A 24,654-nucleotide genomic window follows, 5' to 3' on the forward strand; every position below is an offset into this window, starting at 1 on the left:
ATCAAACCCCTAGACAAGGTTCATCGTCCCAGCTCAGGAAGGCACTTTCGCGTATCCGGCCAGCATCCGGACCAGCCCCAACCGAAACCGCGAGGTTAGGTCGAAGCCCCACGCTCGCAGGAGACGGGCGACGTGGTGCACGGGGCGGTTCGTCCGATGTGCTACCGATGTGAGCTGCCGTCGAGTGATTGACCGGGCTTCTTCAGGGCTGACGGTGTGGAGGTGGTCCTGCCACAAGCTTCCGAGCATGGTGCGTTCTTCGGATGGCCAGTGGTCCTTGCGCGGATATTCGGACGGCACTTGGAATCCGAGGCAGCACAGTCGTCGAGCGGCGTTCTCTGTTGAGTACTTGGCCTGTGCCGCGCTGAACACGATCTGTGCCGGGGTCAGTTCGGCACCGGGTGTGAGCCATCCGTGTGGAGCGCCCAACGGGGCCAGTAGCGGCAGGTCGTCCGGTCCCACCTGTGCCGCGTCGCCCAATCGTTCGACCTGGTACCCGAGCCGACCGAGTCGTTCGGCCACGTGGCCGGCGAGACGCCCACAAGCCTTTACCCCTTTGAAGACCTCGTCGGCCGTGATCACCTCTGAGATCGACCGCCAACGCGGGATGTGCATGAAACTTGGCAAACCGGTGTGAGTGAGTTGGGATTGTGAGGTATCCCACCTGAAGCTGCCCTTGCTGGCGCCTTGGAGCCATAGTGTTAGGTCGGAATGCCAATCGGGACCGTACGTGACCGCGCCGAAGGCTGTGGTGACCAATGCGAGATCGGAGGGGCGGGCGTCGAGGGACAGGTCGTCCGACTGCGGCCCGCTGAAATGATCACCGAGGCTGGCCCGGTAGAGAGTGATGAGCCGCCACCGGAGGAGGGGGCTCGGAATGGTCCGCACAAATGCGGCGGCGTTGGCTACCTTGACATTCCCGTCCGACTTACCGGTTAGTAGCGGCATGAGCAGGAAGTCTGGTTCGAATGAGCCGACCGCATCGAACGACGTCTGCAGACCAGCGACCTCTGTCGGCACGGCTTCCGCAATGGCATGGTCGACCAGGCGGTCGGCGATCGGCAGTGCGGTGAAGCCTACCTGGCGGAGCCAGTCGGAAGCCATGAGCGACGGTGCCCGCCGGATCAGTTCCGGCGCCGCTGCCAGTGCGGACCGCGTCACATGCGAGTGGTCGAATCCCCTGGCCGTTTTCCGGTCGACACTCAGCTCAACTTGTGGGCGGCCATGGAGGTTGACGACTATCCCGTGCGGTGGGCGAAGGGAGCGCGTGATCCAACCGTGTTTTTCACCTTCCACGTGAAAGCCGTCTGCCAGCAAGACGCCTCTACCGTCGATCCACCACACGTCTGGGTCCGAGGAGGGCACGCACACCCCGCTGGGTCCTCGCCTGTGCTTCATCTCCGCCCACCACCGTTCGAGCTGAGCCCTTACAAGAACACCAGGCTCCCACTCCGTTCGTCGTGAACCGTGTTCCGCCACCGTGCGGTACGGCGCCACCCACAGCAGCTCGTCCAGGGTGTCCACGCATGACACCGGCTTCTTCCCCCGAGCCAAACGCAGCCGTACAGATGTGCCGGGCTCTTCACCCTCCCCGAGGTCCTCGATGCGGAAGAGGTTGCCGGGCCCGGCGATGCTGACCTTCAGCAGCCGTCCGGGGCGACCGTCGCGGCCCATTCGGCAGGTGCGGACCTCGATCTCGTCGGCCAGCATGAAATAGGACAACACCCCGATTCCGAAACGGCTGTTGGGATACACCTCCAGGGGCGGGTCCAGCGCCGACCAGTCGGCCTGCTCTTCGATGTACTCGGTGAGATCGACGAACCGGGTGCCGCCCTGGGCGAAGGCGCTGCTGAGTTCGTGGGCGCCCATGCCGATGCCGTTGTCGCGGCACTCGAGGTAGGGGTCACCCTCGGTATCCACCGCCTGCCGGAAGTTGATGAGACCGGTCCAATCGGCGTCGCTCTGGCTGCCCTTGCCGGTCCGGCGCAGGAACTCGGCGCGGGCGTCGCGATACCGGAGAGCGTCCAGCGCGTTCTGGTACAACTCGCGGATTGCCAACTTCGGCTCACCATAGAGGGATTCGCCCATCAGGAGTTCCTGGACACGGTCCTCGGCGAGATTGAAGCGGATGCCTTCTGAGAGGTGCTTGGGGGTGTTGCCGCTGAGCTGAACCAGGTCGGCGTCGGCGAAGGGCGGCAGGGAGCGGAGTGGGCCGAGCGCCGGGTGGCGATTGATCGCACGCAGCAGCTCGTCAGTGTGCTGAGCGTGGTCGCGCAACGCGATCTGGACGGCCGGATGCTGACAGAGCGCGTTCAGGGAGCGGCCAAGGCCCGAAGTGCGCCAGTCGGAGGCGCGGAGGGTGGTCAGCAGCTCGGCGGGGTCCACGGCATCTGAGATGCCGAGGTGTTCGACCACGATCTCCGGGAGATCGACGGGATCGACCGCCAGTGCGTGGGCCGCTTTCGCGAGCGAGGCGACGAGCGTGTGGCGTACTTCGTGCTCATGTCCCGTGCTGGCGGCGATCACCTCGGGTAGCGCCAGGGCCGAGTCGCCAGGGACGCTGAAGGGCGCGGCGCGCTGCTCCTGGACGAAGCGGTCGAAACGTTCGGCGGACAGCGCGGTGTCGACCCAGCCGGGCCGGTCGGGGCCGCCGGGCCGGCTTCGTGGAGGGCCGAGCAGCGACTTGAGCGACTGGCCCGAATACGGCTCGGGCTCCTGGAGCAGCCAGCGATGGAAGAGCCACCAGCGGATGCGCACGGCGTCGCCGCGGGGATCGCCGGACTGGTCGAGGGTCCGCAGGCGCCGGATCAGCCGCGGGTGCGTGCGAACGAAGTTGTGGAAGCGATCGCGTTCGGGGGTCGGGGTGCCGTCGGCGAGCACGTGGACGCGCCGGGCCGCCTCGTGGGTCCAATACGTATGACCGACCAACGGCAGCAGCACGATGAGGGCGGCCTCGGTGGGGGAGAGAGCGATGGTGCCCTCGCGCCGGTCCTTGACCTGGCGGACGAGGAAGTCCATCCGCTCCTGGGCTCGCCCGGCGAATTCAGGGTCGTGCCATGGATCGCCCCGCAGGGCGTCGGAGGAGCGGGTGAACTCGGTGGCGAGCTGTCCGGCGAGGTAGGCGCAGAGCTCCTTGAGTACTTCGCGGGTGAGCCCGGCAGGCGTACGTTCCCAGGCGGGGTGGTTGGCGACCGACCGTACCCACGGGTGAGCCGCGGCCTGCATCGCCGGGCCGGGCAGCACGGCGAAGCTTCGGCGGTCGGCGTCGGTGGTGACCCGGACCCGCTGCGGTCGGCCGGGCTTGCCGTACGCGGCGTGCAGAGCGGCCACGCGGGTCTGGACCTGCTCCTCGAAGTCGACGAGATCCACCGCGTACGGCACCTCGCTGATCAGGTGTAACACTGCCCGGGAGAAGAGGCTGAACGAGTCGCCCGGCGGTGCTGCCTCGTCCTTCGCGGTGTCGGTGGGACGGACGTAGTGGGCCTTCTCGGCAGGGGAGCAGGCGTAGACGTAGGCGACCTTGCGTCGCAGGGTCGCGGCGACTTTCGGCTTGCCCCAACTGCGGACCCCTGTCGCGGATTTGCTGTCTTGCTCCAGGCCCTCACGGCAGGCGTCGACGAGGAACAGCACCCGGGCGGCGGCCGAATCCTCCAACTCCTTGCGCCAGCCGATCTCCACACAGCAGTCGGCGAACGGCTCGATCGCGAAGTCCGCGTCCTCGGGGATCAGGTAGTCGGCGCCTTCGAAGTGCTGGCCATGGCCGCTGAGCAGAATGAAGAGGACATCGCTGCGGTTGGCGTCGCGCAGGAAGCGGCTGACCCTGGCGTTGACGGCGGTCCTGGTCGTCCCGCGGGACGACTCGAGGATCTCCACCGATCCGAACTCCCGCTGGGTCAGAGCGCTTTGCACCAGCCGGAGGTCGTCCGGGATGAATGGGAGATTGGAGATTGCCGGGTCGTCGTAGGTGCTCGCCCCGATCAGCAGTGCTTTGTGTGTCACCGGGCGATCACGGTCGCTTGAAGGTGAGGGTGAGTCCCCGGGTCCCCTGGACCTGGCCGGTGCCGATCAACTGAATGCCGCCGCTCGCGGTCACCTCGAACGACAACTGTGCCTCCGCGAGCGGCAGGGCGCCGTCGCGGGCGGCCACCTCGCGGAAGATCTCCTGGAGCGCGTCCACGGTCGTGGCGAGATTCTTCCGCAGCGGCCCTAGCGGCACCGCCCGCAGCACCGCATCCCCGCCGAGGATGCTCATCGTGCCCCCGTCCCCCTGACTCTCCGGGTCGTCCTCGTCGAGGGTTACCCAGAAGGGCAGGGCCGCGATGCCGTCCCCGGCCTCGGCCGTGGTGCCGTCATCGGTCGTGCTGTCGTACATCTGTCGTCCCCCAGAGGCCCAGTGACGGATTCCGCGACAAGTGGGTCAACCTTAGGACGTGCGAAGGAAGTTCACCGGTCAGACGAGAAGTTTCTGTTCGGCTCCCAGGCTGGTGGGCGCCTTGCCAGAGTGGGCAAACCAGCGGCGTCGTGTGCCGCGGGCGATCAACAGTACGAACGGCGGAGACTCGCACCGATACCGTTCGCTTGCACCGAATGTTGTCGCGGGGGCTGGAAGTGGGCGCCCTTGGTGATGGCAACTGATGGTGGGGCATGATGGGCGGTATGACGAGTTCAGCTTCCTTAACCTGGTCCAGAATCCACCGGGTGCTGCAGGAGCATGCGCCCGTCACCGCCGCTTCGTTGCGGCCGCCGGCCACCACGGCGGCTGTTGCCGAAGCGGAACGGGCAATGATGCTCGAGGTTCCGGCCGACGTTGGGGAGTGGCTGCTCCTCGTGGACGGGGCGGTGCCCGCATCGGGTGCGGGGGTGCTGCTGCCGCCGCTGTTCGTGCCTGTCGGCCTCCAGCGCATGGTCGAGCTACGGCGTATGAAGTTGGAGATCTACGGCGGGCAGGACGGTGAGCAGGGCTTCGCGGGAGAGTCCCGCCAGGAGTTCAGTAGCGCGTTCTTCCCCGTCGGGGACGACACGACGGGTGACCTCCTGGTCGTGGATACGCGGCCGGGCGGTGCGCAGGGCTGTGTTATGAGCTGGAGCAAGTCCGAGGGTATCTATGGTGCGCCGATCTGGGCGAACACCGGGCAGATGTGGGAGGACGTCGCTGACGCTCTGGAGACGGGGCAGCAGGAAGGCGATGACGGGAGTGGGGACCCGCATCTGACCCGCAATGGCTGTGCTGCCGTGTTCTCGGTCACCGGCAGCGTGATGTGGGAGTTCTGAACCGGGTGTCGTGGCTGCTCCCGCGACTCAGCGGGAGCAGCCACGGTGGCTCAGGTGATGATCACGACGTAGTACTCGTCGTTGGCGCCATCAAGGATGCGGTTGTTGTTGTAGTAGGCGCCCAGTTGTGATCCGGCCTTGCCGTTCTGGGTGGCGTTCAGGGCGAGAGCGCTGAAGTTCTTCGCTGGTTTGGTGGGGTCGTAGATCGACTGTGCCGCGCCCTCGTAGGTGGATGCGAAGGGGTACTCATCGCATTCCAGCCCCTTGGAGGCGTAGTCCGGATCCACGCTCTTGCATACCTTGACCGCCTCGCTGCGGTTCTTGTTGTAGCGGTTCTGGTTGGTCACGTTCAGCCCCGGCTGCAACCGGTGCAGTGGGTTGCTGGCGCTCTGGCCGGCGACCTTCTTGGACGGATTGGCCGGCATCGTGTTCTTCGGCTGGGTGAACGCCTTCTGAATATGCAGTGTCACCGCTCGCTCGGCTGCCGTCGTGGCCGTGCTGTACCGCAGGGGCGTGATGTCGTAGCTGAAGGCTGCGCCGCCGGTGTGGAGCGGGTCCGCTGGGTTGTAGTTGGGCAGGTAGGAGGAGTTGTCCCACCGTACGCCGAAGGAGGCGAAGCTCCACTTCTGCCCCGGGACCACGTCCGTCCACCCGGTCGGCCATTCGGGAGCGAACCTCATGTTCCAATCGCCCCAGACTCCGTCGTCAGGTGCCAGGCCATGGCCAGGAGCCACTGAAGCGGTGACCATGAAATGCGGCCTGGTCCGGATTTGGGCGATGCTCTCCGGGCCGGGCAGTGATCCGCCTTGGCTGAGGGTGACTCCACTCGGCACGGTTTCGTAGTTGGGCACCGGGCCTACGAGGGTTTCATCGAAACCGTTGACGCCCGACGAGAAGAAGTCGGAATAGTAGTAGTCGAACTGGATCTGCCGTGACTTCGCGTCCGGCACGGTCGCGATGGCTGTGACGGTCATCTGGGAGAATCCGACCACGGTCCTGTTCCGGAACCACTCGGATGAGAACCATTGCGATTCACAGATCGCGAAACGGGACTCCAGCCACATGCTCGCGTCGTTCGCGGTGTGAGCCTTGCACTCGGCCAGCGTCATCTTCCGCTGCGGAACATCAGTAACCTGCGGGCTTGCCGCGCTGGTTGCGGCGGGTGCCACTGTGGTCGCCTCACGGATCTGTGCGGGTCCTGTGCGACGCGGAGCATTCTGCCGCGCTGTCAACTGCGGCCGTGGCAGGCCCGCCTGCAACGCACTCTGGCCGGCCTTCAGTCGGCGGAAGACCTCGGCCGGTTGCTGCGTGGGTGCACCCGATACCCAGGTCTGCACCGAAAGGACTGGCGCCTGCGAGGCCACTGCGGCAGGAGCCCCCAGGCATAGGAGCGATACAACCGCACAGCATGCAGCCAAGGCTATTCGTAATCGATTCAACGGTTCGTCCCACCCCTTCGCCAGGAGGCGCTGATCCCCCCGGCAACTGTTCGCAACTTTCAACGGACCGGACTGTACGTGACAACTAGTGAGGCTGTCATCGAATAATGATGTTTCTGGGACTGATGGTCCAATTCAAGTCAGGTCCGGACTTGCGCTGTCGCGCCAATAGTCCTTCCTCGAAGTCGGCAGCTCTGAGCCAAGGTCGGCCAACGCTGGCTGAAACAGGCGGGCCGTCCGAACCTAACCACCAAGGGTCCTTGCGGTCGCTGGCCAAGTAGGCGATGAGCGCGTGGGTGAAGGCGGTGGTGATCTCGGTGGGTGTGTCCCGGCCGAAGCTCGCCAACCAGACCGGAATGCCGAGGGGCTCGTGGCGGCGGGTGATCTTCCAGCCTCCGTGCCGGCTTTGGGACAGGTAGGCGGACGGAGGCGTAGGAGGCCAGAGTGAACAGGCTGGCGCTGCTCGGGGACAGCGGTTCGGCGACGAGGGTTTCGAGCCGCTCGGAGAGTTCGCTGACCCGTCGCCTACAGCAGCGTCTGCTCGCCGTCCTATTCCCGCCCGTACCAGCCTCGGTGGCGCGCAGTCCGTTCCGCAGTCCCTCCAGTGCTACGTGCCCGATTACGTCTGGCCCAAGGCAGCGGGACCCCCGTCGCTGGTCGACGTAGTGCGCCAAGGGGAGGAGGACCTCGCCGCGGGAGACGGCCATTCCGCCGCCGGCGCAGTCTGGAACGCACTGCGGGGCCGCCCTCGCGAACCTCTCCCAGCCCTGCGCCTCCTCGACCGCCAAGAGGGAACGCCAGGTGCTCAGGTCCGATCCGTCCTGCGCGACTTGCTGTACATCCACGTGGATGACCCCGCGCAATGGGAAGCGCTCACCGACGCGACTCGTGCAGCGCTCTTGCGCCTGGCGCATGAGCAGGGTCGGCCCCCGGCACTCTCCGATGAGTCTGTGCGGGTGAAGTGTGGAGCCCGACCCGGCTTGCCCAGGATTGATCCTGATGGAGTGTGACCAGTTGGCGCCGGACTCGTTTGTACGGTCATAGGGCGGGCTGATGTGCGACTCCGCATGGGCACGAAGCCGTTCCGCTTCTTGACCGGCTTACGGCAATGCGGAGAGGGCGCGGCCTGGCCAGCGTTGCCCTGACCTAGAGGCTCGGGCCGCTGCCCGAGGGGATCCTCATGCCCAGCAGCACACCAGTCCACCACCCCACCAAGTAGGGAACGGTCCGACTATGCGTGGCATCGAACTTGGGGCGGCAGCGCCGCCCACCCCATCTGACCGTCGAGCCCTGGACTGCGGTCGCCTCGACAGTCAGTGCGTCGACCATTTCGTCGACACTGACGGCACGGTCATTCACCACAGCGCGGCTTTGAACATGGAGACTCCCAAGGACAGCTCGCTACAGTGTCGACTCTCGCAGTGGGGAGACGAAGCGCCGTTCCTGGAAATTGACGACACCGATCTCGAGCTGTTCGGTCTCGACAAGCTACTCGCCGACCTCACTCGGGTCCGCGCACACCTGGCGGCCGCTGTAGCTGGAATGCAGGTGATGCAATGAAGGCCTGCGGCGCTGCCACCCCGAGAGTGCCCAGCCCCGAGACCCAGCGCTGGCTGACGGGCATCGGACGTGTCCGTGACGCTGAGGGTTCCCCCGCCGTCCGCGCTTTCTGGGACGCCGTCGTGGACTGGATCGTGGAGACCAACAATCCAGAGACTGTCTTCCATCAGATGATCGGCATTCTCAAACGCGAGCAGACTCGCCGTGAGCATGAGGTGTCGGCATGATCGTCGACACAACCACCCACGACGCCCTCAACAAGCTGCTGACCACCCACGGCGTAATTGCCATGGAGGCCCCCGCCGAAGACCCGATGCCGCACGGCGCCCAAGCGTGGTTCGCCACAGTCAACGGCGTGCCAACGATCATCTACGCCGCTGGCCAGACGGACGCCTTCCGCCTGGCCATCACCGAACAGGCCCTCAGCGCTGGCCGCCTGGTAGCAAGCGGAGGTAGTGCCACTTCCCTCACCTGAGCACCGCACCTGGCAGGGCGGCGTACAGGGCCACTTTCTTTCGGTTCCCGGTGTTCGATTGTCAGAAGTCCGCAAGAGGTCCACGCTGAAGGAGGTACGTCTTGAGGAGAAATAGGACCAGGTGTCGGGGACCATATGGGGACCACACCTGATGCGCGTTGACGAGCGATAGCCGCATAACTGAACAAAGCGCGCGATGAGTTCGCCCCGATTGTCGGGGAAATGAGCTCCATTCACGCAACTGGGGGTCAAGGGGTCGCAGGTTCAAATCCTGTCGTCCCGACGGTGTTTTCGCAGGTCAGAGGCCGTTCCCGCTCCGCGGGGGCGGCCTTTGGTGTCTGTGTTGTCGGGTTTCGCATGTGAGAGCGATCTCGCCTCGACGCGTTTCGGCAGGTCAGACGGCATTTTCAGGGATCGCACCTGATATGAGGCGTTTCGGTTCCTCCTGAGAGTCCGTCGGATATTCAAGGCACCCCAAGGGGATGACGAGTTCGCGGAGTTCGCTTGGCTGCCAGGCCGTGCCCCGGATGTGCTGCAGGCGTTGCCCAGCCTGCGACCTGCGGGCGCTGACAGGTTCAGCTTCCTGGGATCTACTCCGTGACAGCAGCGGTGATCTCCAGACAGATGAAGCCCTGATGGTGGCGCGGGCCAGTCAGTCGCCCCGAACGCGTGCGGTAGGTCATTTCGAGTGCGTTTGCAGGGGGCAGATCAGGTCGGTGCGGCCGGATGCGAGTCCGGCGGCCAGGTCGGGGAGGCACTCGGCGGGCCCGTCGACGACGATGACGGCGTCGGATTCGCGGCGCATGCGTTCTGCGAAGGCCAGCCGGTTCAGAAGGTCGGCTCGCGTGTGCGGGCCCGTGAGCCAGACTCCGGGGCTGCCGTTTCGGGCCGCAGCGGTGAGATGTCTGACGAGGGCGTCCCCCTCATCGGTCCACGGGTTGTCCAGGGCCACGGATGTCCGCACCAGTCGCTGGGCGTTGGCTCGGGCAGTCCGTGGCGCAGCGGCGTGCGGTACGTCGAATCCTTGCAGGTCCACCACCCGGCCGGTCCAGCTCCTGCCCGCCTTGTCCAACGGCTGCGCGCACACCCACTCGGTCACTCCGTGAACAGGGACCTGGGCCGGCGCGCAGCCGGCGTACGTGGCGAGCGCGCGGCGCAGGATGTCCGGGTTGGTGGCCGCGAAGCGGTCCAGGGAGACGTTGCCTGCTCGGGTCATGTAGGCCACCGTGAGCTGGTCGACGTCCATGCCGGTCCGGCGGGGGAAGGAGTCCCACCACAGATGGCTGCGGCGGGCCAGACCTTGCAGGCGTTCGACTTCGGGACGGCGAGAGAGCTCGTACTGTGCGAGTGCGGTGGGCACGTCGGGAGCTGCGGCGATGGCCTGCCGCAACGCGATCCCGTCTTCCATCGCGAGTTTCGTGCCGGACCCGATCGAGTAGTGAGCGGTGTGGGCGGCGTCTCCGAGCAGTACGACGTTGCCGTGGGACCAGCGAGCACAGCGGACGGTGCGAAACCGCAGCCACCGGGTGCGATTCCCCATCAGGCGGCCGCCCTGGAGATGGTCGGCGAACGCCCTCTCGAGGTAGGCCAGGGAGACAGCGTCAGAGGCGTCGGGGGCGAGGCGGGCAGTGGTGGCGTCGAACCCCGCGGCGTGCCAGGTCCTGGCATCGGTCTCGATGAGGAACGTCGTGCGGTCGGGAGCGTAGGGATACGCGTGGGCGACGAAGGTGCCGTCCGCGGTGGTCGCGGGCGCGAAAACGGCGTCGTCGAGCGCGACGTCGGCTCCGGCCCACAGATAGAGCCCTTCGCCGATGCCCACCTCGACTTCGAGCTCCGCGGCCAGCTTCTCCCGGGTGTCGCTGCTGACGCCGTCGGCGACGACCACGAGGTCGGCGTCGACCTCGTCGAGGGCGACGCGGCTGCCGAAACGCAGCTCGACGCCGGCTTCGGCAGCATGCCGGGCCAGGATCGCGAGCAGTTCGGTGCGTGCGATGCCGATCACCGCACCGTTGCGCACTGTGGCCCTTCGACCGCCGACGTGCATGGTGGTGTCGTGCGGTCTGCCTGCGTGGATGATGTCGCGCAACGTGTCGGCGTCGGCCGACTCAAGGTTGCGCTGTGTCCGCGCCGCCAAGGCCACCCCGAAACCGAACGTCGTTTCAGGAACGCTTTGTTCGTGGACGATGACGGTCGCGCCGGGATTGTCGAGCTTGAGAAGGCGGGCCGTGTAGAGGCCCCCGGGGCCGCCGCCGATCACGGCTATGCTGTTGAGCTTCATGCCGTACCGATCTCCTCGCTGAGCTTCTTCTCGATCAGCAGGCGTAGTTCCTTCTTCGATACTTTCCCGAGATTGGTCAGGGGGAATTCGGCGAGCGTCTCGACGCGCTCGGGAAGCTTGAACTTGGAGAGCCCGAGCCGGAGGAGAAATCTGCCGAGCTCATCGACGGTCGGTGGCTTCGCGGCCGGCTCGACGACGACGAACGCGCACACTCGTTCCCCGAGTACCGGGTCCGGCATGGCGACGACAGAGACATTCCGTACCGAAGGATGCTTGAGGATCATCTCCTCCACCCCGTCGGCGTGGATCTTCTCCCCACCCCGATTGATGACGTCCTTGATACGACCGTCGATCGAGTAGTACGCGCAGCCGTCCACGATGTGCCGGGACACGAGGTCACCGGTGCGGAAGAAGCCGTCGTGAGTGAAGGTCGCCGCATTGTGCTCGGGTGCGTTGAAGTAGCCGGGGATGGTGTAGGGGCCACGACAGCACAGCTCGCCCAGATCGCCGTCGGCGACTTCGGAGTCGCCTCCGACGGCCAGCACGCGGATTTCGTCCGCCGGAGAGACCGGCGTACCGATCGTGTGGCGGCGGGCCCAGTCCGAGCTGCTCTTCGGCGTGTAGAGGAACATTCCCTCGGCCATCCCGAACATCTGCCCGGCGCGGATGCCGAGTTGGGACTCGAGACGGTCGAAGAGATCGACCGGGGGCCGCTGTCCCGCCAGGAGGAACCATTCAAGGCTGCTGAAGTCGGCCTCGTCGCAGGCGGGATCGCCCAGCATGCGTATGGCGACGGCGGGCGGTACCACCGGTACCACGGTGACTCGTTCACGCGCTGTCCATGTGGCGATCGTGGTGGGGGCGGCGTCCGGGGCGAGTACGAAGGTCGCTCCGGAGAAGTGCGCAGGCTGCATCGCCGCACCGATGCCCGCGTTGTGCAGCAGCGGAAGTGGGTGCATGACGACCGACTCCGGTCCGATCCCCAACGCGTGTGCCCACGCCCGCGCGTTGTAGAGGTATTCCTGGTGGCGTCGCGGTGCCACTTTCGGCAGGCCCGTAGTGCCGCCCGAGAGCTGCAGGACGGCGACGGCAGAGGCGTCTTCGGCAGGGACGTCGCTCCGCGTGGTGCGTCTTCGCCCGGCTTCCAGGAGCCCGGAGTATGACACCCACCCGGCATCGGGCTCTGCCCGAGCGACGATGGTCGTGGTGATGATGCTGACATTCGCCGCGGTGCGCCGGGCCAGTGCGGGCAGGTCCTGGGTGCGATGGTCGGCCTGGATCAGATGCCCGCGTGCCTCTACATGACGAGCGAGGGACATGACCTCGTGCTCCCCGTGCTGTGGCAGGGTGCACAGCGGTATCAGCCCCGCTTTGACGGCACCGTAGTAGCTGACGACGGTCTCGGCGATGTTCCCCATCTGGAAGATCACCGGGTCGCCGGGCCTCAGGTCCGTCAGCAGCAGCACGCCCGTGGCGAAGGCGTCACTGAGCTCGTCGAGTTCCCTGTACGTCCAGCGGCCGTCGGCGGACACCAGCGCGGTACGAGAGGCGTGGCGCTTGGCGGTCACCTTGAACTCGGTGCCGATGGTGCGGTTCTGCCAGAGCCCGTCGCGCAGGTATGCCGCGCTGTGTTCAGCGATGAACGAGGGGGCCCCCTTCGCCGTCACGTCATCCTCCTGTGATCGGGCAGCGATTCGGCCAAGCTCTGCTTCAACCGTTCCAGATCGTCCTGGACCAGCTCCAACGCCGCCCACGGCCCAGTGACCGCGGGACGCGCGTCGGGGCGCACAACGCCGCCCAGAGCGACATCGACCAGGACCTTCGCAGCTGCCTCCGGCGGCCCGTCCACGCCCGGGCGATACCACCAGGCGACCCAATTGGCCATCCCGAGCCAGCCGAGCGCGACCGAGCGGGCAGGCAACGGGCGGCATCTCCCGGCCGCGACAGCGTCTTCGACCAGAGTCGTCAGCAATTCCAGGACCCGATGCCGCGCCTGACGATGCTTGGCGGCAAGATCGCCGGGAAGGTCGAATTCGGCACGATCGAGGAGCCGGAATCGGGTGGCGTTCTCGGCGGTGTGTACCACTATCTGGCGCAACGCCAGCTCGATCCGTTCCACCTCGTCGAGGTCACGCCGGGCCTGCGCATCTTCGAGGATTCCGACGACGCGCTCGAGCACGTCGTGCACCAAGGCCGCGAGCAGCGCCTCTTTGTTGTCGGTATATCGATAGAGAGCCGGCCGACTGATTTTCATTGCGTCGGCGATGTCCTGGAGGCTGGTGTTGGCGAAGCCCTGCTGAGCGAACAGCCGGCCTGCATGCTCGAGAAGCTCGTTGGAGACTAGTTGACGTCGGTTGGCCTGTCCGGCCATTTCGCCCTCCTGGACGTAGTCGGATCTCTTCCGCCGATGGGGACGGGACTGGTCGAACGCGATCACCTCACCACCGGCCGGAGCGCTCACGGCATTGGACCAGACCGCGTGTCTGACATCACCGTAACATGGCTGTCACGTCTGCGACAAGAGCGTAATACGATCGATGATCGATCTCCTTCTCACTGCACGTCGTTGCTGGGATGCGAGCCCTTGACAGGCATGGTCGGCGATGTAACATCGATGTCACTTACGCGACATAGACGTAATTCCGTGCCCTGGTGATTGGAGTATTTCGGTGGAAACGCAAGAATCAAAAGGAATTCCCGCTCATCCCCAGCCGGAAGAACCGTCTTCTCCCGAACGCCTCATCGTCCGTTCCGCCGACGGCACCGAGATCGTGGTCCACAAGCGCGGAAACGGGCCGGGACTGGTCATCGCACATGGAGCACTGTCCACGGCCGAGGACTGGGCCCCGCTGTCGGCCGCACTGGCGTCGCGCGTGACCACCTACACCATCGAGCGCCGCGGATACACTTCCGCGGCTGAGCGCAGCAGTCATTCAATGGAACGCGAGCAGGAGGACCTTCTCGCGGTCGCCGACGCCATCGGCGGTGCTTACCTTCTCGGCCACTCCTACGCCGCGATCGTCGCGCTGGAAGCGGCGCTGGCAGGCCCGCTGCACGGCCTGATCGCCTATGAGCCGCCGCTTCCTTTGGACAGGCCGATCGGTGGCCCCGCGCTGCCGGTGTACGAAGCCGCGGTCGACCGCGGAGATTACGACGGAGCTCTCGAGATCGGCCTGGCCGAGTTCGTCCGGCTCCCGAAGGATCAGATCGCTGCCTTTCGCCAGTTCATGCCCGAAAGGTGGGACGCCATGGCACGGTTCACGCCGTCCTGGGTGCGCGAAGTGGCGGCGATCGACGCGACCAACCTCGCTATCACGCGCTACGCCGAGATCGCCTGCCCCACCGCCGTCGTCACAGGAACCGTCAGCCCGCAATGGCTGCAGGCGGTCGCTGCACGGCTGGTGGACAACGTGCCGCATTCACGGCTCATCACCATCGCCGACCATGCCCACGAGGCCCATCTGAGCGCGACTGACCTGCTCGCCTCCGAGATCGCCTCCTTCATCGACGCGACGCGGCAATAGGACGGGACGTGCGCGCATCGTACGGGGCCTTGGGCGGGGGGCCTCCCGCAGAAGGACGGCGGAAGCCTCCCGTCCCGGTACGGAGCCGACCATGACGACACCCACTGTTTCCCCACCTCCGGGCGCGTGCCACCGCGCCTCTCGCGCAGGCTACGAAGGCCACACCTTCTCCATGCGCGTGCCTGCGCGCGACATCGAGGCGCGCTGCGTCGGACGGTTCCGGCACATAGGCGGTGCGCTGGTGGCCAGTTGGGGGCTCTCCGCTCTCGTGGACGATGTCGGGCTTCTGATCAGCGAACTTGTCACCAACGCGATGACGCACGGCGCTGGCGACGGGATCTCTCTCGTCCTGTGCGTCACTGGCGGTGCGTTGCGCGTGGAAGTCACCGACGGGTCCCAGGCCCGCCCCCGAGTGCGCGACGTCTCGGCGCATGCCGAGAACGGCCGAGGCATGATCATCGTGAACCAGCTGGCCGACGCGTGGGGCGTGAGCGAAGACGGCAGGACGGTCTGGTGCTCGTTGGCGCTCCCCCGTACGGGACTGTCTCAATGACGGCGGACCCCGCTCAGCCTCGCGTCGCAGAGCGGAAGGGCAGGCGAATCCCTTGACCCGGACCAGGCCGCGCGCGGACGCGGTCCGCAACCGGAAGAGAATCGTCGCCGCCGCCGGAGAGCAGATCGCCCGTCACGGCCCCGAGGTGGGCATCGATGAGATCGCCGCGGCGGCGGGTGTGGCCGTAGGAACCCTGTACCGGCACTTCCCCACGAGGACCGACCTGGTCGCGGCCGTCGTCGCCGAGTACGTGGCCCGGGTCGCGGACGATGCGGAAGCCGTCCTGGCGCGCGTTGCCGCCGGGGCCCGTGCCGCGGATGAACTGACCGCCTTCCTCGGCCGCGTCGCCGAGACGGCCGCGATTCACCGCGCCGGGAAGGCAACCGCCCGGACCCTCGGCGAAGAACCGGCTGACCGCCCCTGCGAAGACCGCGGAGCCGCCGCCGTCAGCGCTGTCATCCGCGCGGGCCAATCAGAAGGTGACATCCACCCCGACGTCACCCTCGCGGACATCTACCTGTTGTCCGCCACCGCACCCACCGGCCAGTCGCCGGCCGCTCTCGCCCGCTGGCTCGTCCTTGTCGTCCCGGGCCTCACCACCCGAGCCCGGCGAGCACCCGGCTGACCATGATGCCGCCCAGCCCTTGGCGTCGGGCCAGGATCTGTCCTGGCCCGACGCAGCAGGATCCAGGTCAGGTCAGGTCGCGTACCCGGGGGTGATCTCGCTGACGGCGATGTCTCCCCACTGGCGGTTGGCTGACGTCACCGTGATGCGGATGCTGGAGGTCGTCACGGGGTCGAAGTCGATGCGGCGGGTTTCCAGGGTCCAGTCGTTGTGGTCCCACGTCAGCTGGACGCCGTGTCTGATCGATTGCCAGGCGCTGCCGTCCCAGTAGTCAACGTCCATTCCGGTGATGGCTTGGCCCTGGGCGAAGACGTTGGCGATCGTGAGGCTGTTGACGGACGGACGGCCCTTGGGCCAGGTCAGGGTGATCGTGCCGGGCAGTGTGACATCCGTTGCGCTCTGCCAGGGCGTACCGGTGTCACCGTCGCTGATCACGCTGACGGGCAGCGAGCCGTCGAGGGTTGCCATGTCGGTGGTGGCGGTCGGCAGCGGCGGTGCCGTGGCGGGCAGGGCAGGCGCCGGGCCCGGGTATATCTCGGACACGCCGATGCCGTTGGCGCCGTCCGCCGCGGCCTCGGTCACGGTGACGCGGAGCCGAGTGGTGTTCACCGTGTCGAACGCGATCGACTTCGCTTCGAGCGTCCAGTCGTCGTGATCCCAGCTCAGGGTGGCTCCGTGCCGCAACGGCTGCCAGCGCAGGCCGTCCCAGTAGTCCAAGTCCAGCCCCGTCACACCCTGTTCCTGGCAGTAGTCACAGACCAGGGTGATCCCGCTCAGCGGTACCTCCATGTCGGGCCAGGTCATGGTGAGCGTCGAGGGGAGAGCGGGGTGGGCGGCGGCGTGCCACTCCGTGGTGGGGTCACCGTCGGCGATGGCTTGCGCCGACAACGAGCCCGCGGCCGTGGGCAGGCCGGTCTGTATCTCGGGCCTACCGGGGATGACCGGGATCGCCGGTTCCTGTCCTTCTACCCCGGTCACGGTGAGCTGGGTCAGCCGGAGCGGCGAGGGTGCGTCCAGGGTGATGCGAAGACGGCTGGCCGCGACCGTCGTGCCCAGGCGAATCGGGTGGTTGGTGCGTGCCGCGGTGTCGATGAGCACTGGCGTCCACTGATGTCCGTCGAACGTGTCGATGCTGACCTTCATGCGCTGGTTGCCGGGTCCCGCGAGGGCGACCTCGTCGATGGCGGACTGCTGCTTCCATGCCAGCCTCACCGCGGTCGGCGCGCCGGGCTGGACGGTGATTCCTTGATGCCCTGACCTGCTGATGAGCGCGTCGCCCGGCCCCTGTTGTGCCCCGCCCAGAGTGGCCGTCGCCGAGCGCTGGAGCGCAGTGTCCGTGCTGCTGTGCTTGACCTTCGTGGTGCCGAGGACCGTCCAACCGTTGAGAGTGCGGGCGGTGGTGGCGAGGTTGAGGCCGGGCTGCCATCCCTGGGTGCGGTCGACGATCGCGGTGGCGAAGTAGTAGCTGTCGCTGCGGAGCCCGACCGGCGCGAACGTCGTGCGGTCGTTGTACGCCGTTCCCTTGAGCCAGCCCGCGGGATCCGACTCCGACAACACCGAGTAGGCCGGTCTGCCGGTTCTCTTGTCGAGCAACGCGTAGGCCACGCGGTACTTGTGGTTCCAGCCGGGAAGGTCGTTGGGCAGCACGCCGACCCCGGTGTTCGACCATTGGGCTGCCACAGTCACCGGCTTCCCCGCGGTCACGGCCGGGTACGTCACCTGGTCGGGTGCGAGCCGGTAGCCGCCGTTGAGTGCGAAGTCATGGACGAGGCCGGGGTTGTCGCGGACCCAGGAGGGCAGGTCGGTGGCGGGCCAGCGCAGGTCGAGTGTGTTGGCGTGCACGTTCTCCGCGTCGCTGACGACGCGGGTCAGCACGGTGCGCAGACCGTCCGTGGCCAGGGCTCCGTCACACGAGGTGGTGGGACGCAGGACGAAGTTCTGGTAGCAGTTCTCGCCGAAGACCGGTGAGGCGGGGAAGTGGGCCTTGATGGCGTTCTGGTCGGCGGGCGGGAACCAGACCTTGCTGCCGAGGCTGTCGCGGCGGATCGCCAGCCCGTTCGCGGTGATGGCCGCGTCCTGGTTGGCGGTCCCGAACTCGCCGCCGTAGTTCAGCGGGACGATGATCCTGTCGAACAGGCGCGAGTAGAGCCGCGTCGCCCAGTTGAGGGTGGGTGCGATGTCCGCCGTGGGCAACTGCAGGTGCGAGCCCTCGCCCCACCATCCCAACGCGGTGGTGTCGATGAAGTCGGTGGTCGCCGCGTCGTTGAAGCGGGCTGCGAACGCGGTCAGGAAGGTGGTGAACTTCTGCCGGTAGACCGGGTCGGTCAGTACCGGGTCGGGGAAGTCGGTGTCCGACAGCACTGGGGCCTTGGCGGCGCCGTCGTCGAAGACGTACTGCGGAGTCGCCTGCCTCGTGAAGTCCTGGCTGTCGTTGACGATGCGGAATCCCAGCTTGAGGCCGCGCGCCCGGGCGCCGTTGACGAGGGCGATGAAGTTGGCGTCGTCCGCCCAGGCGTAGTGGCCCTCGGTCGGCTCGAACGCGGACCACGGCATGCGAATGTACAGCTCGCTCGCGGAGGCCCGGTACGGGTCGACCTCACTCCAGTACGTCGCCGCGTCGGGGAACCTTCCGTCAGTGCTCTCGATGTACAGCTGCCAGCCCATGGCCGGATTCTTGATCACATCCGACACGTTCCGCGCCGGCGAGACGGTGACCATTCGGCCGCTGTCGACGTGCCCCTGAGGGGGCGCGGCGCCCAGGCACATGAGGGCGGTCGCCACAGCGGCCGCGCAAGACGTGAACCGTGCGAGCGTGCGCATCTACTACCTCCAGGTGTGGTTGGAACCATTAGCCGGGCCCGGAGGAACTCTGTCAATACTTTTGACATAGAGTCGTCTGATGGTGGTGACACAGAGAGTCTGCGTCCTTAAAATGGACGACAGTTGGGACTGGGTGCGCCGAGTTGAGGTTGCTGACACCGTACGCGGGGAAATGTGTCAACTCTACGAACGAAGTGAGAGGTGCGCGTCTCGTTTGGTGGGCCTCACTGGACGTCAGCCGAGATCCGGCCGCGGCTCCAGGTGAACGGTGGGGTCGGCGCAGTGATCGAGCTCGAGGACGGTGACCTCGTTCGTGCCGAGGTTGAGGACCGGCCACGGCACGTAGAGCGTGCGCTGAGGACCTCGGGCCCAGTAGCGGCCGAGCAGGAAGCCGTTTATCCAGGCATAGCCCTTGGTCCAGCCCGGAAGCGCGAGGTAGGTATCGCCAGGCTCCTCCAGCTCGACCGTGCCACGGTAGAAGGTGTGACCGGGCCGTGCGGCTGACGCGGCAGCGGTGTCCCAGGGGAGCCGGCCGGGTGTGCTGTCATCCAGAGGTATCGGTTCGGCGATCCAGCCGTGCAGGTACTGCCGGTTGTGGCGAGCGCCGGTGAAGCCCTTGCTGTCGCCGATCCCGGCACCGTAGTTGACCCGCCCCATCGACTCGACCAGCAGTTCCAGCCGCGACTGGCGGCCGGGAACCGCGACCAGCAACGGGGTCTCCCGCTCGGTGTCCCGTTCGAGTACGGCAAGGGGGGCGTCGTCGACGTTCACGTGGGCACGGTCGGCAAGCCCGTCGACGGTCAGCGGCTGGGCCGCACGCGGGCCGGGGATCGTGGTCCGGTAGCGAACCACACCATGCGGAACGCCGAGGTCCTCGAAGGAGGGCGGGACGGGAGAGCGCACCGGCCCGGTGGAGAGGTTCTCGATGACCTGCTCCAGCGGCAGCATGCGGTCGAGCATCACTTCGTGCGGGGCCATCGGGTCGGGCAGCTTCTCGGGCTCGGGCACGGGACCGTCCGCGTACCGGAGGAGCACCTCGCGGAATGCCCAGAACTTGGCGGTGGGCGCGCCGCGTTCATCGAGCGGGGCATCGTAGTCATAGGAAGTGACGGTGGGCTGGTAGCCGCGGCCGGTTCCAGCGTCGGCGGTGTTGGCGCCCGCCCAGGTGCCGAAGTTGGTGCCGCCGTGAGCCATGTAGAGGTTGACGGAGGCTCCCGCCGCCAGAATCTCCTCGAGCGCGGATACGGCGTCCTGTGCCGACCGGACGGTGTGCTGCTCGCCCCAGTGGTCGAACCAGCCGTTCCAGAACTCCATGCACATGGGCGGGTCCTGCGGACGATGACGGCGCAGCTCGGCGAACGCCTCGCCCGCCCGGCTGCCGAAGTTGACGGTAGCCAGGTGGCCGCGAAGGCTCCCCCCGGTCAGGAAGAAGTCGCCCGGCCCGTCGGAGGTGAACAGCGGGACGTCGATGCCGCGGGATCGCAGGCCTTCGGCGAGATGGAGCAGGTAGTCGCTGTCCGTGCCGTAGGAGCCGTATTCGTTCTCGATCTGGACCATCAGGACGTTGCCGCCCCTCGTGCTCTGGTGGTCGGCCAGGAGCGGGATCAGCGTGTCGTACCAGCGGTCGACGTGGGCCAGGTAGCCCGGATCGCTGGTGCGCAGCGTGCCATGCGCGCCCGTGGGCAGCCACCAGGGCAGGCCGCCGTTCTCCCACTCGGCGCAGATGTACGGGCTGGGGCGGACGATCGCGTACAGGCCGGCGTCGGCGGCGGCGTGCAGGAAGCCGTCCAGGTCTGCGTTTCCGCTGAAGGTGTAGCTCCCGGGACGGGGTTCGTGGAAGTTCCAGGGCACATAGGTCTCCACGGTGTTGAGACCCATGGCGCGGAGCATGCGCAGGTGGCCCGGCCACTGCTCGGGCCGGCTCCGGAAGTAGTGGAGGGCGCCTGACAGCAGGCGCAACGGGCGTCCGTCGATGGCGAACCCGGTCGGGGAGATCTCCAGCATGCGGTGGTCCTCGGGGTGATGGGTCGGTCAGTCAGGGAAGGCTGGGGCGGCCGGAAACCGACACGCACGTTCATCCGGCGGCCGTCGGCGGGAGACGCCTACGCCGCTGACGGTCGATCGGCAGCGGGGGCGCGCAGAGGAAAGCGGCTGCGAGGCGCCGCCGATGTCGCGCGCGTTGAGCGGCGAGTACTACTGGCACCCGATCGAAGACCTGTGCCGATCGGGCTCCGAGCCTCCGGGAGTGGCGGGAGATCAGGTGAGGGCGGCGCCCCGGAGCAGGATCGAGGCGAGTCCCGGTGTCTCCCGCAGCACCAGGGCGGCACCGCCGAGCGCACCGGCGCGTGAGCCGTGTTCCAGTTGGGCCGGGACGAGTTCGACCTCGCGGGACAGGGCCATCGCGTAGCGCTGAAGGGAGGTCCGCATCGGGTTGAGCAGGATGTCACCGGCTCGGGCGAGCTCACCGCCGACCACGATGCGCTCGGGGTTGAGCAGGTTGCAGATGTTGGCCAGGACCCGGCCGACGAGCTGCCCGGCGTCGCTGAGCACGCCCGCGCAGGCGCGGTCGCCGGCGTCGGCGGCGTCGAGGATCTCCTCGATCGTGACCTCCGCGCCGAACCGCGGTCGGAGGGTTTCGAGGATGGCGGGAACGGCGGCGTACTGAATCAGGCAACCGCGGTTGCCGCACGGGCAGGCGGGGCCGTCGATGTCCACCGACATGTGACCGAGCTCGCCGGCGCCGCCGACCGCACCCCGGTACAGCTCGCCGTTGAAGAACATGCCGGTGCCGATCCCGCTGGAGAGACCGAAGTAGAAGAGGTTCTGGGCTCCTCGCCCCGCGCCGTGCATGATCTCGGCGACGCTCTCCAGCCGCGTGTTGTTCTCCACGAGCACAGGCACGTTCAGACGTTGGCCGAACTCGTGGGGGACGTTGACACCGACCCATGCCTGGCCGGGCAGGGACGGCCCGACGGTGCCGGTGGCGCTGGCGATCTGGCCCGGCACGCCGACACCGACTCCGATGAGGTCGGGGCGGCTGAGCCGGGCCTCGTCGAGGAGGTTGTCGAGCAGGGCGAGGGCGGCGGCAGCACGGTCGGTCCACGAGGCGTCGGCCTGGATCGTCGCGCCCGCGTTGCCCAGAGGCTGGCCCGCCAGGTCCGTGATGAAGACGTCGATATTGCGGAGGGTGAAGTCGAGGCCGGCCGCGGCGCCCGCCGCCGGGTTGATGGTCAGCACCTCACGCGCGCGGCCGTCGAGCCGTTTCCCCGCGGGGGGCTCGGTCTCGATCACCAGATTGCGTTCGAGGAGCTCGCTGATGATGGTCGACACCGTTGTCCGCGAGACACCGGCCAGCCGGGCGAGTTCGGCACGGTGGGTCGGTCCGCGGTTGAGCAGCAGGGAGAACAGCCGCTCCTGGTTGGTGCGGCGAAGGCTTTGCAAAGATCCGCTTCGCTCCGACATCATGACGTCCAGGGTAGTCGCGATCGGGTCAACTTTGTCAAGAGATCTTACAGTTGCATGGACCCGTGAACGAGTTCTGTCCAGTTTCGTACGGTCACCACTCGGCGAAGGAGCCGTCGCGGTGGCGGAGCACGGGGTTGCGCCATCGATGGCCGGTCTCGGTGGCCCGGCGGACCGCGGCCTCGTCGATCTCGATGCCGAGGCCGGGGCCCAGGGGGCGGTGGAGATAGCCGTTGTCGAACCGGAAGACATCGGTGTCGAGGAGGTAGTCGAGCAGCCCTTCGCCCTCTCCGTAGCCGATGCCGATGCTCTGCTCCTGGATCAGCACGTTGGGGGTGGCGAAGTCGATCTGGAGGCTGGCGGCGAGGGCGATGGGGCCGAGCGGGCAGTGCGGGGCGAGCTGCACGTCGTGTGCCTCGGCCATGGCGGCGATCCTGCGGACCTCGGAGATCCCGCCGGCGTGGCTCAGGTCCGGCTGCACGACCGCGATGCCGCTGCGCAGTACTTCCTTGAAGTCCCAGCGGGAGTAGAGCCGCTCGCCGGTCGCGATGGGTACGGAGGTGGTCCCGGTGACTTGCGCGAGGTCCCGGGAGTACTCCGGCAGGACGACCTCCTCGGCGAACAGCGGCAGGTACTCCTCCAGTAGTGGGAGCACCCGGCGGGCCATCGCGGTGCTGGCGCGGCCGTGGAAGTCGATGGCGAAGTCGACCTCGTCACCGACGGCCTCGCGGACGGCTGCTACGCGGGCGACCATGTGGCGAACGACGGCGGGGGAGTCGATCGGGGTCATCTGGTCGCTCGCGCCGAACTTCATGGCGTCGAACCCGGCGGCCACGGCGGCCCTGGCGCTGTCGGCCAGTGCACCGGGCTCGTTCCCGTGGACCCAGGGGTAGGCCCGAATCCTCTCGCGGACCGGACCCCCGAGCAGGTCGTACACCGGGACACCGTAGGCCTTTCCCTTGATGTCCCACAGTGCCTGGTCGATCCCGGAGACGGCGCTGGAGAGCACCGGTCCGCCACGGTAGAAACCGCCCTTGGTCAGGGTCTGCCAGTGGTCCTCGATGAGCATCGGATCGGAGCCGACCAGCTGGTCGGAGAGTTCGGCGACGGCTGCCGCGACTGTCTCGGCCCTGCCCTCGACGATCGGTTCGCCCCAGCCGGAGATGCCCTCGTCGGTCTGGACGCACAGGAACAGCCAACGGGGCTTGACCAGGAAGGTCTCGAGGCTCACTATCTTCACGACCGGATCTCCTTCGGGCGGTGGGGAACTCGGTGCGCGGGTCGGCGCACGAGTGAAATGACGTGCGGAGCCTCGCGCGGGGCCGGCGCCGCACCGCCGACGGCGGCGCACAAGCCGGCCCGCGAGGCGGCCGGTGCGAAGGTCCGGCGGGGGCCGAGGGGCTGACACGCGCACAGTGGTGACTGGTGCCAGTACGCCCTGGCACCAATCACCGGTCCCCGTGCCTCAGGCCGGTGACATCGCGTCAGGGCGCCCTGGTCGATGAGCTCATTGACAATCGCGGAGACGGTGGCGGCGAGAAAGCGGCTCGGTACGCGAGTTCCGGCCCGACGCGCCGCGCTCCGCGTGAGGGCGCTGAGACCGTGTCCCGGGCCGTCTGCCCCCGTGCCTGCGGTGAAAAGCCGAAGTCGTCTGCCACATCGCAAACCTGACACAGTCCCGGAAGAGCGTCAAGTGTCTGGACGATTAGGCCAGAGTGAGTGGGGGAGTCGTCCGCTCATCGAGCGGAATGCCCACTCCAAGTTCGGTGATGTGTCAAAAGTATTGACACGCTCGTGAGTGATGAGCCCTAATGTGTGCAGGCACTTCGCAACCCAAGGAGAGCCACGGTGAGTCGACCTACCCTTCTCGTCACCGGTGGCCTGGGCGCCCTCGCCTCCGTGCTGAATCCGGCTCTGCGTGAGTCGTACGACATGCGGATCGCGACGCTGGCGCCGACGGCCGACGCCGAGGACGAGCTGGTCCTCGGTGACCTTCTCGACCCAGCAGTCATGGATCGGGCCACCCGAGGGGTGGACGCCATCCTCCATCTCGCCGCCATGGCCAGCCCGCGGGCAGGTTGGGACGAGATCGCGAAGAACGTGGCCATCACCGCGTCGCTGCTCGACTCCGCGCAGCGCCACGGGGTCGGCCGCATCGTTCTGGCCAGCTCCAATCACGCCGCCGGCCTGAACTACCGAGACGGGGAGTTCCCCGTCGCTCCGCAGGCACTGCCCCGACCGTGCTGCGCCTACGGGGCCGGCAAGATCGCGGCTGAAGCGCTGGGCCGGCTACACGCCGAACGAACCGGCGCGACGGTCATCAGCCTGCGATTCGGCCTGGTGGGCTGGCCACTGGCCGAACGCGACTACAACGCGATGTGGCTGTCGGACCACGACGCCCGCGCCCTTGTCGCCGGGGCACTCGTCACGACCGTGCGCCACGGCATCTACTTCGGCGTCTCCCGCCATGGGAGCCGCTACTGGGACATCGGCAACGCCACGTCCGACCTCGGCTACCGGCCCCGAGACCCGCTCCCCGCGGGAGCCGCGAACCTGCCCTGGGCGCATGACACGCCCTGCCTGATGTTCCCGCCCCGAGGCACCACAGCCTCCGGGCCACACCCAAGTTCCGATACCACCTGAGACG

Annotated in this window: 18 protein-coding genes; 7 read left to right on the plus strand and 11 right to left on the minus strand. The window is 67.3% G+C overall.

The annotated features are described in order from the left end of the window. Positions 1-33: 33 nt before the first annotated feature. Both AB0M29_RS13455 and AB0M29_RS13460 read right to left on the minus strand, forming a co-directional pair. The gene (locus tag AB0M29_RS13455) at positions 34-3,999 is read right to left on the minus strand and encodes a caspase family protein (RefSeq protein WP_365382379.1); all 3,966 of its coding nucleotides are present in this window, start codon (positions 3,997-3,999) and stop codon (positions 34-36) included. Positions 4,000-4,006: 7 nt separating this feature from the next. Continuing rightward, the gene (locus tag AB0M29_RS13460; RefSeq protein WP_365382380.1) at positions 4,007-4,372 is read right to left on the minus strand and encodes a hypothetical protein; all 366 of its coding nucleotides are present in this window, start codon (positions 4,370-4,372) and stop codon (positions 4,007-4,009) included. Between the two features lie 284 nt (positions 4,373-4,656). Between AB0M29_RS13460 and AB0M29_RS13465 the strand changes: the two genes are divergently transcribed. Then, entirely contained in the window at positions 4,657-5,271 is a 615-nt protein-coding gene (locus AB0M29_RS13465; protein ID WP_365382381.1) for an SMI1/KNR4 family protein, read from the plus strand. A 50-nt stretch (positions 5,272-5,321) separates the two neighbouring features. Here AB0M29_RS13465 and AB0M29_RS13470 read toward each other — a convergent pair whose 3' ends face one another. Next, complete coding sequence (locus AB0M29_RS13470; RefSeq protein ID WP_365382382.1) at positions 5,322-6,608, minus strand: NucA/NucB deoxyribonuclease domain-containing protein; 1,287 nt, start codon at positions 6,606-6,608, stop codon at positions 5,322-5,324. A 199-nt stretch (positions 6,609-6,807) separates the two neighbouring features. Next, positions 6,808-7,278 (minus strand): DUF317 domain-containing protein, encoded by a 471-nt coding sequence (locus tag AB0M29_RS13475; protein ID WP_365382529.1) that lies wholly within the window; start codon positions 7,276-7,278, stop codon positions 6,808-6,810. A 665-nt stretch (positions 7,279-7,943) separates the two neighbouring features. Here AB0M29_RS13475 and AB0M29_RS13480 point away from each other — a divergent pair. Both AB0M29_RS13480 and AB0M29_RS13485 read left to right on the plus strand, forming a co-directional pair. After that, positions 7,944-8,270, plus strand: coding sequence for a hypothetical protein (locus AB0M29_RS13480; protein WP_365382383.1), 327 nt, complete (start codon positions 7,944-7,946; stop codon positions 8,268-8,270). A gap of 223 nt (positions 8,271-8,493) precedes the next feature. Next, on the plus strand, positions 8,494-8,745 hold the full coding sequence (locus AB0M29_RS13485; RefSeq protein WP_365382384.1) for a hypothetical protein: 252 nt from the start codon (positions 8,494-8,496) through the stop codon (positions 8,743-8,745). Positions 8,746-9,424: 679 nt separating this feature from the next. On the opposite strand, the gene AB0M29_RS13490 is transcribed toward AB0M29_RS13485, so the two are convergent. From AB0M29_RS13490 to AB0M29_RS13500, 3 genes are read right to left on the minus strand one after another with little or no spacing between them, the layout of a single operon-like run. After that, on the minus strand, positions 9,425-11,023 hold the full coding sequence (locus AB0M29_RS13490) for an FAD-dependent monooxygenase (RefSeq protein WP_365382385.1): 1,599 nt from the start codon (positions 11,021-11,023) through the stop codon (positions 9,425-9,427). Then, complete coding sequence (locus AB0M29_RS13495) at positions 11,020-12,777, minus strand: AMP-binding protein (RefSeq protein WP_365382386.1); 1,758 nt, start codon at positions 12,775-12,777, stop codon at positions 11,020-11,022. The genes AB0M29_RS13490 and AB0M29_RS13495 overlap by 4 nt, the downstream gene beginning before the upstream one ends. Beyond that, positions 12,687-13,394, minus strand: a complete 708-nt coding sequence (locus AB0M29_RS13500) for a TetR/AcrR family transcriptional regulator (protein WP_365382387.1) — start codon at positions 13,392-13,394, stop codon at positions 12,687-12,689. The genes AB0M29_RS13495 and AB0M29_RS13500 overlap by 91 nt, the downstream gene beginning before the upstream one ends. Positions 13,395-13,692: 298 nt before the next feature. On the opposite strand from AB0M29_RS13500, the gene AB0M29_RS13505 reads away from it, so the two are divergent. The 3 genes from AB0M29_RS13505 to AB0M29_RS13515 all read left to right on the plus strand — a co-directional run bounded on the left by AB0M29_RS13505 (position 13,693) and on the right by AB0M29_RS13515 (position 15,725). Then, positions 13,693-14,547 carry an alpha/beta hydrolase gene (locus tag AB0M29_RS13505; protein WP_365382388.1) on the plus strand — a complete coding sequence of 285 codons (855 nt, stop codon included), beginning with the start codon at positions 13,693-13,695 and terminating at the stop codon, positions 14,545-14,547. A 91-nt stretch (positions 14,548-14,638) separates the two neighbouring features. Continuing rightward, positions 14,639-15,100 carry an ATP-binding protein gene (locus AB0M29_RS13510; RefSeq protein ID WP_365382389.1) on the plus strand — a complete coding sequence of 154 codons (462 nt, stop codon included), beginning with the start codon at positions 14,639-14,641 and terminating at the stop codon, positions 15,098-15,100. Positions 15,101-15,152: 52 nt separating this feature from the next. Beyond that, complete coding sequence (locus AB0M29_RS13515) at positions 15,153-15,725, plus strand: TetR family transcriptional regulator (RefSeq protein ID WP_365382390.1); 573 nt, start codon at positions 15,153-15,155, stop codon at positions 15,723-15,725. Between the two features lie 72 nt (positions 15,726-15,797). On the opposite strand, the gene AB0M29_RS13520 is transcribed toward AB0M29_RS13515, so the two are convergent. From AB0M29_RS13520 to dgoD, 4 genes are all read right to left on the minus strand, one after another. Continuing rightward, positions 15,798-18,389, minus strand: coding sequence for a hypothetical protein (locus tag AB0M29_RS13520; RefSeq protein WP_365382391.1), 2,592 nt, complete (start codon positions 18,387-18,389; stop codon positions 15,798-15,800). A gap of 390 nt (positions 18,390-18,779) precedes the next feature. After that, positions 18,780-20,549: a glycoside hydrolase family 35 protein gene (locus AB0M29_RS13525; RefSeq protein ID WP_365382392.1), complete on the minus strand. Its 1,770-nt coding sequence runs from the start codon at positions 20,547-20,549 to the stop codon at positions 18,780-18,782. Between the two features lie 252 nt (positions 20,550-20,801). Then, a complete protein-coding gene (locus AB0M29_RS13530) occupies positions 20,802-22,010 on the minus strand; it encodes an ROK family transcriptional regulator (protein WP_365382393.1) in 1,209 nt (402 codons plus the stop codon). A gap of 91 nt (positions 22,011-22,101) precedes the next feature. Continuing rightward, positions 22,102-23,247 carry a galactonate dehydratase gene (gene dgoD, locus AB0M29_RS13535; protein WP_365382394.1) on the minus strand — a complete coding sequence of 382 codons (1,146 nt, stop codon included), beginning with the start codon at positions 23,245-23,247 and terminating at the stop codon, positions 22,102-22,104. 608 nt (positions 23,248-23,855) lie between these two features. On the opposite strand from dgoD, the gene AB0M29_RS13540 reads away from it, so the two are divergent. Next, on the plus strand, positions 23,856-24,650 hold the full coding sequence (locus AB0M29_RS13540) for an NAD-dependent epimerase/dehydratase family protein (protein WP_365382395.1): 795 nt from the start codon (positions 23,856-23,858) through the stop codon (positions 24,648-24,650). Positions 24,651-24,654: the final 4 nt, after the last annotated feature.

It is taken from the genome of Streptomyces sp. NPDC051976, from assembly GCF_040680795.1.
GTDB lineage: Bacteria > Actinomycetota > Actinomycetes > Streptomycetales > Streptomycetaceae > Actinacidiphila.

What these genes read in the sequence shown, in the direction of transcription:
- AB0M29_RS13480 (WP_365382383.1), top strand. Translation starts at nt 7,944, where the DNA reads ATGCGTGGCATCGAACTTGGGGCGGCAGCGCCGCCCACCCCATCTGAC.
- AB0M29_RS13530 (WP_365382393.1), bottom strand. Translation starts at nt 22,010, where the DNA reads ATGATGTCGGAGCGAAGCGGATCTTTGCAAAGCCTTCGCCGCACCAAC.
- AB0M29_RS13465 (WP_365382381.1), top strand. Translation starts at nt 4,657, where the DNA reads ATGACGAGTTCAGCTTCCTTAACCTGGTCCAGAATCCACCGGGTGCTG.
- AB0M29_RS13520 (WP_365382391.1), bottom strand. Translation starts at nt 18,389, where the DNA reads ATGGGCTGGCAGCTGTACATCGAGAGCACTGACGGAAGGTTCCCCGAC.
- AB0M29_RS13525 (WP_365382392.1), bottom strand. Translation starts at nt 20,549, where the DNA reads ATGCTGGAGATCTCCCCGACCGGGTTCGCCATCGACGGACGCCCGTTG.
- AB0M29_RS13500 (WP_365382387.1), bottom strand. Translation starts at nt 13,394, where the DNA reads ATGGCCGGACAGGCCAACCGACGTCAACTAGTCTCCAACGAGCTTCTC.
- AB0M29_RS13490 (WP_365382385.1), bottom strand. Translation starts at nt 11,023, where the DNA reads ATGAAGCTCAACAGCATAGCCGTGATCGGCGGCGGCCCCGGGGGCCTC.
- AB0M29_RS13510 (WP_365382389.1), top strand. Translation starts at nt 14,639, where the DNA reads ATGACGACACCCACTGTTTCCCCACCTCCGGGCGCGTGCCACCGCGCC.
- AB0M29_RS13485 (WP_365382384.1), top strand. Translation starts at nt 8,494, where the DNA reads ATGATCGTCGACACAACCACCCACGACGCCCTCAACAAGCTGCTGACC.
- AB0M29_RS13460 (WP_365382380.1), bottom strand. Translation starts at nt 4,372, where the DNA reads ATGTACGACAGCACGACCGATGACGGCACCACGGCCGAGGCCGGGGAC.